General features: G+C 39.2%; 15 protein-coding genes and 1 tRNA gene. 15 read left to right on the top strand and 1 reads right to left on the bottom strand.

What is annotated here, in order from left to right:
* The first annotated feature begins 29 nt into the window (after nucleotides 1-29).
* Both mfd and QA584_RS26935 read left to right on the top strand, forming a co-directional pair.
* On the top strand, nucleotides 30-3,572 hold the full coding sequence (gene mfd / locus QA584_RS26940; protein WP_278272181.1) for a transcription-repair coupling factor: 3,543 nt from the start codon (nucleotides 30-32) through the stop codon (nucleotides 3,570-3,572).
* A 143-nt stretch (nucleotides 3,573-3,715) separates the two neighbouring features.
* Nucleotides 3,716-4,987, top strand: coding sequence for a peptidylprolyl isomerase (locus tag QA584_RS26935; RefSeq protein ID WP_278272180.1), 1,272 nt, complete (start codon nucleotides 3,716-3,718; stop codon nucleotides 4,985-4,987).
* 380 nt (nucleotides 4,988-5,367) lie between these two features.
* Here the strand turns inward: QA584_RS26935 and QA584_RS26930 are convergent, their stop codons facing one another.
* Nucleotides 5,368-5,913, bottom strand: a complete 546-nt coding sequence (locus QA584_RS26930) for a phosphatase PAP2 family protein (RefSeq protein WP_278272179.1) — start codon at nucleotides 5,911-5,913, stop codon at nucleotides 5,368-5,370.
* A 314-nt stretch (nucleotides 5,914-6,227) separates the two neighbouring features.
* Between QA584_RS26930 and QA584_RS26925 the strand changes: the two genes are divergently transcribed.
* From QA584_RS26925 to QA584_RS26865, 13 genes are all read left to right on the top strand, one after another.
* Complete coding sequence (locus tag QA584_RS26925) at nucleotides 6,228-7,004, top strand: ABC transporter ATP-binding protein (RefSeq protein WP_278272178.1); 777 nt, start codon at nucleotides 6,228-6,230, stop codon at nucleotides 7,002-7,004.
* A gap of 1 nt (nucleotide 7,005) precedes the next feature.
* Nucleotides 7,006-8,232 carry an ABC transporter permease gene (locus tag QA584_RS26920; RefSeq protein WP_278272177.1) on the top strand — a complete coding sequence of 409 codons (1,227 nt, stop codon included), beginning with the start codon at nucleotides 7,006-7,008 and terminating at the stop codon, nucleotides 8,230-8,232.
* Nucleotides 8,233-8,336: 104 nt separating this feature from the next.
* Nucleotides 8,337-9,131, top strand: a complete 795-nt coding sequence (truA, locus tag QA584_RS26915; RefSeq protein WP_278272176.1) for a tRNA pseudouridine(38-40) synthase TruA — start codon at nucleotides 8,337-8,339, stop codon at nucleotides 9,129-9,131.
* A 121-nt stretch (nucleotides 9,132-9,252) separates the two neighbouring features.
* Nucleotides 9,253-9,801, top strand: coding sequence for a stage V sporulation protein T (gene spoVT, locus QA584_RS26910; RefSeq protein ID WP_278272175.1), 549 nt, complete (start codon nucleotides 9,253-9,255; stop codon nucleotides 9,799-9,801).
* 226 nt (nucleotides 9,802-10,027) lie between these two features.
* Nucleotides 10,028-10,885, top strand: coding sequence for a SatD family protein (locus QA584_RS26905; protein ID WP_278272174.1), 858 nt, complete (start codon nucleotides 10,028-10,030; stop codon nucleotides 10,883-10,885).
* Nucleotide 10,886: 1 nt separating this feature from the next.
* On the top strand, nucleotides 10,887-11,723 hold the full coding sequence (locus QA584_RS26900; protein ID WP_278272173.1) for a DUF3307 domain-containing protein: 837 nt from the start codon (nucleotides 10,887-10,889) through the stop codon (nucleotides 11,721-11,723).
* Between the two features lie 19 nt (nucleotides 11,724-11,742).
* On the top strand, nucleotides 11,743-12,534 hold the full coding sequence (mazG, locus tag QA584_RS26895) for a nucleoside triphosphate pyrophosphohydrolase (protein ID WP_278272172.1): 792 nt from the start codon (nucleotides 11,743-11,745) through the stop codon (nucleotides 12,532-12,534).
* A 55-nt stretch (nucleotides 12,535-12,589) separates the two neighbouring features.
* Nucleotides 12,590-12,865 (top strand): HU family DNA-binding protein, encoded by a 276-nt coding sequence (locus QA584_RS26890; RefSeq protein WP_161837324.1) that lies wholly within the window; start codon nucleotides 12,590-12,592, stop codon nucleotides 12,863-12,865.
* Between the two features lie 142 nt (nucleotides 12,866-13,007).
* Nucleotides 13,008-13,247 carry an RNA-binding S4 domain-containing protein gene (locus tag QA584_RS26885; protein WP_278272171.1) on the top strand — a complete coding sequence of 80 codons (240 nt, stop codon included), beginning with the start codon at nucleotides 13,008-13,010 and terminating at the stop codon, nucleotides 13,245-13,247.
* Nucleotides 13,248-13,325: 78 nt separating this feature from the next.
* Complete coding sequence (yabP, locus tag QA584_RS26880; protein ID WP_278272170.1) at nucleotides 13,326-13,613, top strand: sporulation protein YabP; 288 nt, start codon at nucleotides 13,326-13,328, stop codon at nucleotides 13,611-13,613.
* Nucleotides 13,614-13,633: 20 nt separating this feature from the next.
* Nucleotides 13,634-14,134, top strand: a complete 501-nt coding sequence (gene yabQ, locus QA584_RS26875) for a spore cortex biosynthesis protein YabQ (RefSeq protein WP_278272169.1) — start codon at nucleotides 13,634-13,636, stop codon at nucleotides 14,132-14,134.
* 73 nt (nucleotides 14,135-14,207) lie between these two features.
* Complete coding sequence (locus QA584_RS26870) at nucleotides 14,208-14,507, top strand: FtsB family cell division protein (RefSeq protein ID WP_278272168.1); 300 nt, start codon at nucleotides 14,208-14,210, stop codon at nucleotides 14,505-14,507.
* Between the two features lie 248 nt (nucleotides 14,508-14,755).
* Nucleotides 14,756-14,829 (top strand) — tRNA-Met (locus QA584_RS26865).
* Nucleotides 14,830-15,579: the final 750 nt, after the last annotated feature.

Genomic DNA, 15,579 nt, shown 5'->3' with positions numbered 1-15,579 from the left:
CTTTAGATCAGATATAAGGAGGCAACAGCTTGAAGACCTTTACTACCCCCCTGAAGGAATTAAAAGAGTTTAATGACATAAAAGATAACTTAAAATTAAAAAATACGCCGGTTCAGGTAACCGGCTGTATTGATTCCCAGAAATGTCACCTGGTAAATGGTTTAAGTGAAGGCTACCTGTGGAAGTTAATCATTACTTATAATGACGTCAAGGCCAAGGAAATTTATGAGGATTATAAGCTATATGATAAGAATGTTTATCTGTATCCTGCAAAGGATATTATTTTTTATAGTGCGGATATTCATGGAAATGCAATTGTAAGGGACCGTCTTAAAATTTTAAAACGGCTGATTGAAAAAGAACCTGTCACAGTGATTACCACCTTAGACGGAGGTATGGATAAGATTCTGCCCTTAGACTTTATTAAGAAAAGGGTTCTTAAGATTGAAGAGGGGAAAAACCTTGATTTAACTAAGCTTCAGGCGGATTTGGTCCACTTAGGTTATGAACGGTCCGGTCAGGTGGAAGGACCCGGGGAATTTGCTGTTCGGGGTGGGATACTGGATGTATTTCCACCCACACAGGAATGTCCCTACCGTATTGAATTATGGGGTGATGAAGTAGATTCCATACGTTCCTTTGATATCAGCAGTCAAAGATCCATTGAACGCATGGAACGCTTAAATATCTATCCTGCGGCTGAGATGATTTTAGATCAGGACCGGATGGCAGTGGGGCTTAGAAAGATAGAAGAAGAAAAAAAGGAGTATGTAAAAAAACTCAGAGAACAGAGAAAGACCGAGGAAGCCGCAAGAATTCAGGATATTGTAGGGGAATTTAAGGAGAATCTGGAAAGCTTTCAGGGTTCTGTGGGTATTGATAGTTATATTAAGTATTTTTATGATAATACGGTATCTTTTTTTGATTATTTTGAAGGGGATAATTCTGTGATTTATCTGGATGAACCCAGCAGGATTCAGGAAAAGGGCGAAGCGGTGGAAACCGAATTCAGGGAAGGCATGATTGGAAGAATTGAAAAAGGCTACATTCTTCCCGGTCAAAGTGATGCAATTTACGGCTATAAGGAACTGCTTACCGGGTTAAATCATAAGACTACCTTACTTCTTAGTACCATGGATTACAAAGCCCCTTATTTTACGATTAAGGGCAGGTGGGATTTTACAGTACGTTCGGTGAATCCTTATAATAATAACTTTGATATTCTGGTAAAGGATTTGCAGAAGTGGAAGAAGAGTGGCTACCGTATCCTTTTATTATCTGTTTCCAGGACCCGGGCAAAACGGCTCAGTGAAGACTTAAGGGAACATGAGTTAAATGCCTTTTACAGCGAGGATATGGACCGGATTATCCAAAAGGGCGAGATTATGGTAACCTATGGAAGCCTTCACAGAGGCTTTGAATATCCTCTTATTAATCTTGTAATTATATCCGAAAGCGATATCTTCGGTGCGGAAAAAAAGAAAAAGCGAAAACTGAAAGAATATGACGGTAAGAAAATCCAAAGCTTTACGGATTTAAATATCGGTGATTATGTGGTCCATGAAAACCATGGTCTGGGTATTTACCGGGGCATTGAGAAAATAGAAGTAGACAAGGTCGCAAAGGATTACATGAAAATTGAATATGGCGGCGGAGGCGTGTTGTATATTCTTGCAACAGGTCTTGAGGTAATACAAAAATATGCCGGCGCCGATGCCAGAAAGCCTAAGCTAAACAAGCTCAACTCCCCCGAGTGGAAGAACACCAAAACCCGGGTAAAGGGAGCGGTAAAAGAGATTGCAAGGGAACTGGTGGAATTGTATGCCACCCGTCAGGCCAGGGAAGGCTTTCAGTTTGGGGCGGACACGGTTTGGCAGAAGGAATTTGAAGAGATGTTTCCATATGAGGAGACGGATGATCAGTTAAGAGCAATCGAAGAAACCAAGCGGGATATGGAAAGCAAGCGTATCATGGACCGTTTAGTCTGCGGTGATGTAGGTTATGGTAAGACAGAGATTGCCATCCGGGCTGCCTTTAAAGCGGTATCTGACGGAAAACAGGTTATTTTTTTAGTACCCACCACAATCCTTGCACAGCAGCATTATAATACCTTTGTACAAAGAATGATGGATTTTCCCATCAGCATTGACATGCTCTCCCGCTTTAAGACGGCAGCACAGCAAAAGGCAGTAATTGAGCGGTTAAGAAAAGGAAATCTGGACATTTTGATTGGAACTCACAGAGTCCTCTCAAAGGATATCCAGTTTAAGAACCTGGGACTGCTTATTATCGATGAGGAACAGCGTTTTGGTGTGGCACATAAAGAAAAGGTAAAACAATTAAAAGGGGACGTAGATGTTTTGACCTTGACAGCCACTCCTATACCAAGAACCCTGCATATGAGTTTAATCGGCATCCGGGACATGAGTGTGTTAAATGAACCTCCGGTAGACCGTATGCCCATCCAGACTTATGTATTGGAACATAACGAAGAAATCATAAGAGAAGCCATCCATAGAGAACTGGCAAGGGACGGTCAGGTATATTATGTATATAACCGGGTTAACGGCATTGATGAGATTGCCGGTAAGATTGCCAAGCTGGTACCGGAAGCCAATGTATCCTTTGCTCATGGCCAGATGAGCGAAAGAGAACTGGAACGGATTATGTTTGACTTTATTAATGGGGAAATTGATGTGCTGGTATCTACAACCATCATCGAAACCGGACTGGATATCTCCAATGTTAACACCATGATTATCGATGACGCAGACCGCCTTGGACTTTCCCAGCTCTATCAGCTTAGAGGACGTGTTGGCCGTTCCAACCGTACGGCGTATGCATTTTTAATGTATAAACGGGATAAGATGTTAAGGGAAGTGGCGGAAAAAAGACTCCAGGCCATTAAAGAATTTACGGAACTAGGTTCCGGCTTTAAGATAGCCATGCGTGACCTTGAAATCCGGGGTGCCGGAAATTTATTGGGAGCCCAGCAAAGCGGACACATGGAAGCGGTAGGGTATGATTTATACTGTAAGATGTTAAATGATGCCATCCGTTCCATGAAGGGAGAAGTAAAAGAGGAAGAAACCTTTGATACTACGGTGGATATGGATATTGACGCCTTTATCCCTGCCACTTATATTAAGAGCGAGTTCCAGAAGTTAGACGTATACAAGCGGATTGCGGAAATTGAAAATGAGGAAGAGCTTTTGGATATGCAGGAGGAATTGTTAGACCGTTTTGGTGATATGCCCTCCTCAGTCAATAATCTGTTAAACATCGCGTTTATTAAGTCGATCTGCCATAGTGTATATGTAACCTCCTTAGTATATCGGAACGAGGAAATCAAGCTGGTTATGTATAACAAAGCAAAATTACAGGTAGATAAGATACCGGAATTCATCCAGAAATACCAGCCAGCCCTAAAACTGGTGCCGGAAACCAACCCGTATTTTACCTATTCCCTCAAAAAACCGGGTAAGCCTGTAAAAATGGACGTGATAAGCCTGTTTGAACTTGTAAAGAATCTCCTGGGAGATTTAAAGTTATTGATAGAGGAAGAAAAATAATCTATAATAAACCTAGGAAAACAGGATGTACCACCAAGAGATAGTCACCAAGAGATAATCACCAAGAGATAATCAACAAGAGATTACAGCTAAAATATTACCGCCAAAAGATTACCGCCGTAAGCGGATGGATAGGAGTATGAATGAAGGACGTATTAAAAAAGAAGATAAGAAAAAACAGAATAAAGTCAGCAATCGTGCTAAGCCTGATGGCTGTCCTGCTATTGACTGCCACAGCTTGCTCTAAAAATAATAAGAATAATCAAAATGCTGCATCTAATGCCCCGGCCTCGGTAAAGGGCGGGAATACAACAGATATAGCAGAAGGGAAGGAGTCGGAACAGGCTCCTGTAGATGAAAGTATTTTTAAGAAAACTGTTGTAAAAATCGGAAAAGAAGAAGTAAGTTATAGTGAAGCAATGATTTATTTTCAATATATTAAAGCGCAGTATGAAGCCTATTTTGGTGATCAGATCTGGTCCTATGATTTTAATGGACAGACGTTTGGCGAAATGGCGAAACAGGAGATTATGGATATGATAGCCCAGACTAAGATAGCCTGTGATAAGGCGGATCAGTATGGAGCCGAAATTACCGAAGAGGATGAAGCGCAGATTAAAGAGAATGCGCAAAATCTTTTAGCCGGTGTTACCGAAGAAGATAAGAACAGATATGGACTTACCCAGGAGCTGGCAGAAAAGTTCTATCGTGATAACATGATTTATGAAAAGGTATATGATGCCTCCACTATGAATGTGAACACGGACGTATCCGATGAGGAGGCGAAGCAGATTACCGTAGACCATCTCTTAGTCCTGACTTCTAAGACCGATACAGACGGTAAGCAGCTTCCAATGAGTGACGCGGATAAGCAGAAAGCCTATAAAAAAGCCCAGAATTTATTAAAGCAGGCTAAAAAAGCAGATAATTTTTATACCTTCGCAGAAGCGAATACAGAAGATTCTAACGTGGAATACACCTTTGGAAAAGGGGAGATGGAAAAACCCTTTGAAGATGCCGCATTTGCTTTAAAAAAGGGAGAAATCAGCGGTATTGTGGAAACCCAGTACGGTTATCACATCCTGTACTGTGTTAATGATTACAATGAGGATGCCACACTGGAAAAGAAAGAAAAAATAATAGCCCAAAGACAGAATGACACCTTTAAGGATCTGTATGCAGGCTGGGCTTCCGATGTTAAAGTTGATGTCAATAATAAAGTCTGGGATCAGTTAAAGCTTATAAGCCCAGTGGTTAATAAACCGGCAGATGCGGATACCCTAGACAATACTGCCGACAGTAATACCGGAGACAGTAATACAAAGGAAAATAATAAACAAAACAGTAATACACAGGATAGTAATACAAAGGATAGTAATACACAGGATACAACGGGTGAGGTTGAGGGAGATTAATCGTTGACTTTACAGTTGTTTTGTAGTGAATACTTGATATAATCGGTTTTGGACACTGTGAAGAAAGCATGATTATGATATCCTTCCTAAGCTTATTGTTTGGAGTCTGAATTCACAAATGACTTATTCAGACTCTGAACAAAGCTCTTATGAAGAATATCATAAGGATGCTTTCTAATTTAGTTTTTGGACCGATTTTATCAAGTTTTTTATTTTGGAACAGGGATCTCTATTCTCTTCAGGGTTAAAAGGGCAGAATTAAGTATTTTTTCTGCCATGGAAAGCTTGCTTGACATATCGATACTAATTTGTTATATTAATATGGAAAGTATGCTTTCCGTAAGATTGAATTTATATTTAATGTAACTTATTTTTGTCCGTTACTGCTTTACTTGTGTTTGTTTAGGGAAGCTTTTGGCAAAAGTAATAACAAATAGTGCGGTGAGGGTACCAAGGACAGCTCCTGACAATACATCCGTAGGATAATGGCAGAACAGATACAGCCTGGAAAAGCCTATGAGTACCGCCAATATATAGGCTGAAATGCCAGCACGTTTATTTGCCCAAAAGATGACGGTGGCAGCGGTGAAGGAGGACATGGTATGACCGGAGGGGAAGGAAAAGGAACCCGGTCTTTTGATTAGAAGATCTATCTCCGGAAAACGGATAAAGGGGCGGGGTCTGGCTATTAGTGGTTTTAAAAACATATCACCAAGCAGGTACTCTGTACAAAGGGCTAGGAAAAGAAAGATTCCTATGTATCTTGTCTTTTTTGGAATCAGAAGTAAAGCGGCAATTATCAGCCAGATAAAACCAGAGTTGCCCAGGGTAGTTATTACAATCATGATTTTATCTAACAGCGGTGTATGAAAGTGTTCCAATATGTAGAATAAAATTGATTCATCCATTGATTGAAGTAATCCCAATTTCAGTAATCTCCTTTCAGAACAGGGGCTGCTGCAAAAGCCAGTACTTCATTATCTGGCGCAGCGGCTCTATTTACTTTATTATTTAGTCTATTATACCATGAAATGTATGGGGTTAGAAGCAGAGCCTTTAGAAAAGGGAACTTAATGAAATTTTAAACTTATTCTAATGATTCATAGATTGACAAAGGTAAATTCTGGGTTTAATCTATTTTCATGTGTAGTTTACAGCTTATTTTAGTTGGCAGGTGTAAAAAGGTACTCTTGCAAGAGTGACCTGCCCGCGTGTAAAGACCACGCAGATGGGAGTCAATATGATAGAAATCAATAATTTAACCAAAGTTTACAAGCTAAGCAAAAAACAGATGGCAGAGCAAAAGACGAAGAAGAACATGAAAAAGGCAGCCGATGATATCAGCCTGTCGGCAAAAAAAGGCGAGATATATGGTCTTTTAGGACCTAATGGGGCAGGAAAAACTACGACCCTTCGCTGTGTTGCTACCTTACTGAAACCTACCGCAGGTGAAATTACGGTATGCGGCCATGATACGGTAAAGGAACCGGAGAAAGTAAGAGAATCCATCTCCTTCTTAACCAATGAGATAAAATTGGACCCTCAGTTCTCACCAAAGTATATGTTTAATTTTTTTGGAAGACTACATGGAATGGACGAAAAAACCATTGATAAAAGACGGGAGTTATTATTTGAACATTTTGGAATTAACGACTTCCAGGATAAGAAAATCGATGAACTCTCAACCGGTATGAAACAAAAGGCCTCTATCGCAGTAAGCCTTGTCCATGACCCGGAGGTAGTCATTTTTGATGAACCAACCAATGGTCTTGATATTGTAACCGCCAGAAGTGTAACAGATTACTTAAAATTATTACGCGAAGAAGGAAAATTAGTCATTGTCTCCACACATATTATGTCTGAAGCAGAAAAACTTTGTGACCGTATCGGAATTATTATTAACGGCCGTAAGGTAATGGATGGAACTCTTTCAGAGATTTTAACTGCAACCGGCACAGATGATTTAGAGGATGCATTCTTTGAACTTTATAAAGAGCATAATAAGGAGGAGGCATAGCATGAACGGAACAAAACAAATTATAAAGAAGGAATTAACCAGGGTATTTTCAGATAAAAAACTCATTATCAGTTTATTTGTACTACCTGCGGTTTTAATTATCGGTATCTATTATTTCATGGGTCAGATGCAGTCTGCCATGGTTAATGATATACAAAAACATGTTTCCAGCATCTATATCCAAAATGCACCGGAGGATCTAAAAGACGTGATTGCCTCCGCCAAATTAGAAGCTGATATTAATTATCTGAGTGCAGAAGCTGACTTAACCGGAATCAAAGACGGCATACTAAAGGGTACCACAGATCTTTTAGTTACCTTTGAGGATGACTTCTTAAATAAAGTAAAGGATTATAAATCCGGTGGCCAAATACCGGAAGTAAAAACATTTTATAATACTTCCGAGGACTACTCAAATTCTGCCAGAAATAATTTTGTGGATACCATATTAAACGCTTACCAGCAAAAACTCTTAACGGAACGGTTTGGAGACATTAACCAGTTAACGGTATTCCATATTGATGTGGATCCTGATTCCTCCGTTATCGTAGATGACAAAAAAGCCAGTGGTAAGATATTTGGAACCCTGCTTCCGTATTTGATTACCTTTATGTTGTTCCAGGGTGCCATGAGCCTTGGCATTGATGCCATTACCGGAGAAAAAGAGCGTGGTACCATGGCAAGTATGCTTTTAACACCTTTAAAACGGAGTGAAATTGTTGTTGGTAAATTAATCTCCATTTCGATACTTGCAAGTCTATCTGCGGCTATATACGCGGTTTCCATGATAGTAGCAATGCCTCTTATGTTAGGCGGCTTTGGGGGCGGAGATATAATGGAAGGCTTAACCATAACATTTTCGGCACTCCAGGTAATTGAGCTTCTTGTTATAATGCTGTCTTTGGTTTATTTATATGTTGGAATAGTGGCATTTACCTCGGTTCTTGCCAAGACAGCTAAGGAAGCGGCGGCTTATGTATCCCCAATTATGATTGCAGTAATTGTAGCAGGTATGGCGACCATGTTTTCCGGCAATGGAGAAAAAACTCTTGGTATGTATGCAATACCGGTTTACGGCAGTGCCATATCCATACAGAAAATTCTTATGGGAGAACTGACCCTTCAGCAATTCGGGGCTACCATTGGGGGAACCTTATTACTTGCAGCGATATTCACCTATTTCATAACTAAGGCATTTAACAGTGAAAAGGTAATGTTTAATGCATAGGAAGCTGGGACTGCCATGGATTTTGCAGCAGCTAAGTGTAATCCTGTGGTTTGCAGGCAATCTATTACCTGGTGAGATAAAAGAAATGGATAACTGGAGTTTTCATGAATAATATAACCGGAAACCGGAACAAGAAAAGAAATATAAAAATGATTCTCGAATATGACGGCAGTGGTTATGCCGGCTGGCAGCGGCTGGGAGCTGTTGCAAAAAAGCGTCCCATTCAAAGCGTAGTAGAAGAGTGTTTATCAAGCTGTCTTGGGCAAAATATTAAAGTAATTGGTTCCGGCAGAACGGATGCAGGCGTCCATGCTCTGGGGCAGGCGGCGAATTTTCATTGTGAAACCGATTTTTCTTTCAGTGAGCTGCTGCAGGAATTAAACAAGCGTCTTCCGGAGGATATCAGAGTGCTTCGTCTTAATGAGGCGGATATGGATTTTCACAGCAGATACAGTGCGAAAGGAAAGACCTACGAATACCGTATTGCCCAGGGCGAGGTGCAGCCTGTATTTACCAGAAAATATACGCTTCATGTTCCGGAACCACTGGATCTTACTGCCATGAAAAAAGCTTCGGAATATTTGCTTGGAACTCATGATTTTAAAGCATTTTCCACAGATAGGAAAGATGGCAAATCCACGGTAAGGACAATTGATGGAATCCAGATAGTTAAGATTAACCCACTGCACAATAAACCTTACGAGGAAATCAGAATTGCCATAACCGGAGATGGTTTTCTCTACAATATGGTCCGTATCATCATTGGTACCTTAATCGAAACCGGCAAGGGAATCAGACGGCCGGAGGATATGGTAAAAGTACTGGAGAGTAAAGACCGGCAGCAGGCAGGAATTACAGTTAGTTCCCAGGGTTTGTGCCTTTTAAACGTCAGATATTAGTTTTTTAAAATAAAAAATTTTACTAAATATTATAGTTTAACGTATAAATTCTTCCTTTTGACAAACAATAATAACCATAAGTACCACATTATGATTATCAAGCAAGATGGAGGAATAAAATATGAAAGCCACAGGAATCGTTAGGAGAATAGATGATCTGGGACGTGTTGTTGTCCCCAAAGAAATTCGACGCACACTGCGTATACGTGAAGGAGACCCGCTTGAAATTTTTACAGACAGAGAAGGAGAAATCATACTCAAGAAATATTCACCTATTGGAGAACTAGGACTATTTGCAAAACAGTATGCTGATTCCCTGGCACAGACAACGGGGCATATTATCGCTATTTCAGACAAAGATCAATTTGTTGCAGCCTCCGGCAGTATGAAAAGGGAACTGTTATCAAAATCCATTACACCGGAACTTGAACAGGTCATTAACGAAAGAGAGAATGTCATGGCTTCCAAAGACGATAAAAATTTTATCCATATCGTCGCAGATGATGACACGGAATACACTTATCAGGTTATCTGGCCGATCATCAGTGAAGGAGACGCAATTGGCTCCGTCATTTTACTCTCTAAGGACCCTAAAGTGAAATTCGGAGATGTGGAGAATAAACTTGCCAGTACGGCGGCTTATTTCTTAGGAAGACAAATGGAGCAATAATAGTTAAATAAACAGGGTTTTTCATAAGCTATAAACTTATGGGAAACTCTTTTTTTATTTTTACGAGGATAGTTCTGTTGTAAATCAGTTGTGATGCGAAAAAGCAACGGAATGAAGTTGCAAAATAAGATAGCAACCAAAAGTAGTTGCAAAACAAGGTAGCAACCAAAAGTAGTTGCAATATTCCGGCCGATTATTTATAATATAAATTGGAGGTGATATAGATATGCAGTTATATACTGCGTTAATCCTTGACGTAAAAAATTCCAAGTCCTATGGCATAGATGAAAGAAACCGGATCCAGTTATTTATAATTGAATGTATAGAAGCACTGAATATGGTGTTCCGTCCTAAAATAGAGCGCAAAGTGATCTTTAGTGGAGGCGATGAATTACAGGGGTTATTTTCGTCAACGGTATCTGCAGTTCTATATGTGAGGCTTCTGTCACTTCTTGTTTATCCGGTTCAGATACGCGGTGGTCTTGGAATCGGGGAATGGTCGGTCAGGGTGGAAAAGGGTAATTCCGCACAACAGGATGGGACAGCCTATCATTATGCGCGTAAGGCCATAGAGGATGTTTATGGAATGCAGACACAAAGGTTTCGGATTTATGGAAAACAGGAAGACAGTTTTGCGAATCCCATGCTCAATGCTTCCTATGGATTATGTAAGCAGTTAAGTCCTTTGCAAAATTTAACCCTGCTGCTTATGGAATATATGTATCCATTTACAGAGCAGAATCTGATTAGGGAGGATGGATATAAAAAGCTTAAACCACTGATAATTGAGAAATATAAGACCGGAACCGGGGATAAAGGTAATTTCGTATCGGGAACCGGAAATACGAGACTAGACACTCTGAAAATTTTGGAGGACCCGGCAGAAAAAATATGGATTTTTAAGCCCCATCAGGAATTAGAAGAAATGCTTTTAATAAAGGGAATGGCAGCTGCAATATCAAAAGCTCTGGGAACGACAAGGCAGAATATTGACAAGATGATAAAGAACGGCAATATGATAGGAATCCGGAGTTTAGATCTGGCGGCAGTAAGATATATTAATATAAAATATGAGGAGAAATAATATGAGCTGCGCTTTATTATTAATCGGGCATTTACTGGGAGACTTCTATTTACAAAGTAATTCCCTTGCCAGGGGTAAAATCCATAGCTTCCATAAATTGATGCGGCACTGCCTGATTTATTCGGCTGCAATGGGAGCCATGGTGTTTCCAGGAATTCCGATAACATCTGCCTGGCTGATCTTTGGTTTTTTAATAACATCCCATGGCATGATTGACCTGATAAAATGTGGCATCAGCCGTAAGACAGAAAGAAATACAAGGCATAGGTCTTTTGATTTAGAATTGTTTCTAGCTGATCAATTCATTCATTTGATTGTGATAGTACTCCTGGTTCTTGCGTATCCTATGAGTACGGGTAATACGCCGGTTCTGTTAATGATAGAGGATATACTAAACATCGGTGATATGAATAAAGTCTTATGGATGATTACAGCCTATCTCATATGCGGAAAACCTTCTGCGGTTTTCGTTAAAATGCTGCTGGCGGCAGTTAATTTCCGTACACAGGCAACGCCGGTATTATTGCAGGCGGCTGCAATAGAGGATGCCAGGGAAGCTAAAAAAAAGGGGCTTAACATCCTGGAAGTTCAGAAAAGTAAAAATATAGGTGCTGCAATAGGAATATTAGAGCGGGAAATTATCCTGACTTTAAGTCTGTTAGGGCAATTTTCTGCAATTGGTTTTGTTATTACTGCTAAAAGTATTGCAAGATTTAAACAATTGGAAGATAAAGATTTTGCGGAAATATATCTGATTGGAACTTTAGTCAGTGTACTGATTGCTATTGGATGTGCGGTATTATTTTCGGAACCGATTTTACATAAGCCGATTTTATAGAAAATAGGAGAAAAATACTATGAATAAATCTTATACTTTTGCCGATTTTATAAATATCATCAGACAATTGCGGAGCGAGAACGGATGTCCCTGGGACAGGGAGCAGACTCATGAAAGTTTAAAAAATTGTTTGATTGAAGAAGCCTATGAAGTGATTGAAGCGGTAGATAATAAAGATACTGAGAATTTATGTGAGGAATTGGGAGATATTTTGCTCCAGGTTGCCTTACATACGGTAATTGCCGAAGAGAAGAAGGAATTTGGCATTGAAGAGGTAATAGACGGTGTAAGCACCAAGATGATCCGCAGACACCCTCATGTATTTGGCGAAGCCGCCAGGGCTTTGAAAGAAGACGGGATTACCTCAGATACCGTGGTACAAAACTGGGAAGAAATTAAGAAGCAGGAAAAAAAGCAACAGAAAGCATCAGAAGGTATCTTAAGGATACCAAAAGCACTTCCCGCAACCATACGGGCAGAGAAAGTACAACGAAAAGCCGCTAAGGAAGGTCTTGATTTAGAAGGCTATGAACAGGCACTGAAAAAGGTCTATGAAGAGCTTGAAGAACTGAAAAACTCCAAGGAAAATGGGGGCGCCAGGGATATTGAAGAAGAATTTGGCGATTTGATGTTCTCCGTGGTAAATTTATCAAGGTTTTTACAACTAAATGCAGAAAATTCCTTGACAAATGCCACTAATAAGTTTATAAATAGATTTGTAGGAATTGAACGGCTTGCAGAGTCTAAAAGCAAGCGTTTAAGCGAAATGTCCGATACCGAGCTTGATGCTCTTTGGGGACGTGTGAAATAATCATATCGATTATTAAAACAAATATAACAAATACTTTAGAGGAGGAGTTTTATCCATGAACAAAGCAGAATTAGTTGCAGCAATCGCAGAAAAAACAGAATTATCCAAGAAGGATTCAGAAAAGGCATTAAAGGCATTTATCGATGTCGTTACAGAAGAATTAACAAAAGGTGAAAAAGTGCAGTTAGTTGGATTTGGTACTTTCGAAGTATCTGAAAGACCAGCTAGAACAGGCAGAAACCCTCAAACAAAAGAGGCCATAACTATTGCAGCATCTAAAGCTCCAAAGTTCAAAGCAGGAAAAGCTTTAAAGGACGTTATTAACGCATAGTTAATTAAATTCAGGGAGAAGCTGTTATAAAAATCAAGTTCCCACCTTTTACTTCGCCTCAGGCGTTTTATCGGATGAATTGATTTTTATAACGGCTTCTTTTTTATCGATAAACGAACCCTCTCTAGACAGGAGATTATTTATGAGATTAGATAAATTTTTAAAAGTATCCAGACTGATTAAGCGCAGGACCATTGCCAATGAAGCCTGCGACGCAGGCCGTGTTCTGGTAAATGGAAAACCGGCCAAAGCTTCTGCCGCCGTGAAAGTAGACGATGTGATCGAAATCGGTTTTGGTAGCAAGGCGGTCAAAGTACAGGTTTTAGATGTTGCAGAAACTGTCCGCAAAGATGACGCCAAAGAATTATACAAGTATCTGTAATAATGGATATTATAGGCATGAAATCAAGAGTCTTCTAATATACTGAAATGAAATAAAGTATATTAGGAGGCTTTTATTATGGATGAAAAACAACCGGTTCAAAAGAATCATAAAGTGAGTTTGAATGCAAGGAGTTCAGCCAATATAACAGGGGTTAAAGATGTGTTGTCTTTTGATGCGGGAGAAGTACTCTTAGAAACAGAACAGGGGATACTTATGCTTCGGGGCAATGACCTGCATGTAAACCGCCTTACTTTAGAAAAAGGCGAAGTAGACGTAGACGGTAAAATAGACAGCTTAACCTATTCCGATTCCAATAACTACGGTAAATCAGGAGAATCCTTAATCAGCAGACTGTTCAAATAAAGCAGGAGGTAGAACAGGAGATGAACAAGGCGATATTGCTAGAACTGCGTTTTTTTGGTACTTCCGTAATGTGGGGCGCTCTGCTGCTGGTATTTTACGACGTGCTTCGTATCATCAGGAGGATCCTTGCTCACAACGGATTTTTTATTGCATTTGAAGACTTACTATACTGGGTCATATCAAGCCTTTTGATCTTCCATATGATGTATCAGCAAAACAATGGCATCATCCGGGGATTTTCAATATTAGCCATGCTCCTTGGCATGCTGATATACCATTCCCTGTTAAGTGAATTGCTGGTAGATTTGATATCCGGTTCCATTAATAAGGTTTTTGCCCTAATCGGAAAATTGCTGACCTTGATATTTAAACCGGTCCTATTCTTATTCCGGAAAATAAAACGAATATTTGTGTGGATTTACAATAAAATCAAAAAATTTAATCACTTTCTGTTAAAATCATTGAAAAAAATTTTGAAATCGGGTAAAATAGCAGTAACGGAAAATGAAAAAAGTGATTAATGTGAACAAGCAAAACTTGTTGCTTCACTATCTTGATTTTAATGCATGATACAGTATGCAGATAGGAGTCAGCTTGAGAAGAAAGAGAAAAGCAAGAAGAAGGACAGGCTTGGGATTAATTGCAGTTATGGTACTATTAGTATGCGGAATCGTAACCTATAACAGGCAGGAACTGGATAAGACCAATGCCAAAGCTGCAGCCCGGATAGCCGAATTAAAGGATGATATTGATCAGGCAAAAGATGAGGCAAAAGAGATAAAAGAACAAAAAGCCTACGTTCAGACCAAGAAATATGTGGAAGAAATGGCCAGAGAAAAACTCGGACTGGTTTATAAAGATGAAATCATATTTAAAGCCGAAGACAAAAACTGATTTTCCATGCAAGCCATAATCACAATTGAGTAGTTGCTACCACGAATCAGAAGCATTTAAGAGGCGCAATAAGCAATAAGAAATTTCAGCACTGCAAATCTCTGATTTTTAGTGACTTTCGCTGCACACACATAACACGTAGCGAAAGGAGAGTGAGTAGTAATCTAAATTATACAAAAAATTAAAACAACTTACATTAAAATATTGACAAGCATGGAAAAAACAGTTATAATGTAGTTCGTCACTTCGGCGAAGTAGCTCAGTTGGCTAGAGCATGCGGTTCATACCCGCAGTGTCGGCGGTTCAAATCCGTCCTTCGCTACTAATCTTTACAACATCAATTAAACAGCATAATAGTTCCAAATAATCCTGTTACAATTTCTTTATGCAATCATAGAAGGAATTGGCAGGCTTTTTTTATCTCATCCTTGTGATTAAGATGTCTGCCCTTTCAAACTTCATTTAAAAATCTTCTGAATTCCCTGTGTGATAAAAATCTTGCAGAGCCAGACCATACCAGGTACACAATAACACAGCATAACTGTCAGCTCAACTGACAACATCCAGGGCGATAACTTGCCATACTTATTTTTATGAATCACTACCAATACTTAAATAAACAAGACCCATTAAATTTTAACTCTTAATACCCCATTACTAAACAAAATAATGTCAAGAAATACGACAAAAAATCCTTAACTATTCTTAGAATCTAAGTTCAGAACGTTTAATCAACCCCTTAACCAAATTAAATGCAAGTGTAAACTTATATATATTTAAATATGATTTGAGAGTCAAAAGCCTAATTTAGGTTGTAAAATGAATAACCCGGTATATATATTCATTAATTAAGTTTTTTAAGGCTTTTGACTCTCAAATCAAATATAAATTTATAAACAAACATTTAACATAAACCCAAAGAAACCTCAAATATATACACTAATACATAATCTAAATACATGATCTAGATACTAAATCCCATAATTATCAGAACATTCTTTATAACCCTGTCGTAACAAAAGGCATGGGAGTCACTATGAGAAAGCAATCTTTCATCTGTGGCGACAATTAC

The organism is Anaerocolumna sp. AGMB13025 (genome assembly GCF_029689925.1).
Classification (GTDB): domain Bacteria; phylum Bacillota; class Clostridia; order Lachnospirales; family Lachnospiraceae; genus Anaerocolumna.
This window is presented reverse-complemented; position numbering and strand designations above follow the sequence as displayed.

Coding starts and splice junctions, on each gene's coding strand:
- QA584_RS26890 (WP_161837324.1), top strand. CDS start 12,590: ATGAACAAAGCAGAATTAGTTGCAGCAATCGCAGAAAAAACAGAATTA.
- QA584_RS26900 (WP_278272173.1), top strand. CDS start 10,887: ATGAGCTGCGCTTTATTATTAATCGGGCATTTACTGGGAGACTTCTAT.
- truA (WP_278272176.1), top strand. CDS start 8,337: ATGAATAATATAACCGGAAACCGGAACAAGAAAAGAAATATAAAAATG.
- yabQ (WP_278272169.1), top strand. CDS start 13,634: ATGAACAAGGCGATATTGCTAGAACTGCGTTTTTTTGGTACTTCCGTA.
- yabP (WP_278272170.1), top strand. CDS start 13,326: ATGGATGAAAAACAACCGGTTCAAAAGAATCATAAAGTGAGTTTGAAT.
- QA584_RS26885 (WP_278272171.1), top strand. CDS start 13,008: ATGAGATTAGATAAATTTTTAAAAGTATCCAGACTGATTAAGCGCAGG.
- QA584_RS26935 (WP_278272180.1), top strand. CDS start 3,716: ATGAAGGACGTATTAAAAAAGAAGATAAGAAAAAACAGAATAAAGTCA.
- spoVT (WP_278272175.1), top strand. CDS start 9,253: ATGAAAGCCACAGGAATCGTTAGGAGAATAGATGATCTGGGACGTGTT.
- mazG (WP_278272172.1), top strand. CDS start 11,743: ATGAATAAATCTTATACTTTTGCCGATTTTATAAATATCATCAGACAA.
- QA584_RS26925 (WP_278272178.1), top strand. CDS start 6,228: ATGATAGAAATCAATAATTTAACCAAAGTTTACAAGCTAAGCAAAAAA.
- QA584_RS26905 (WP_278272174.1), top strand. CDS start 10,028: ATGCAGTTATATACTGCGTTAATCCTTGACGTAAAAAATTCCAAGTCC.
- QA584_RS26920 (WP_278272177.1), top strand. CDS start 7,006: ATGAACGGAACAAAACAAATTATAAAGAAGGAATTAACCAGGGTATTT.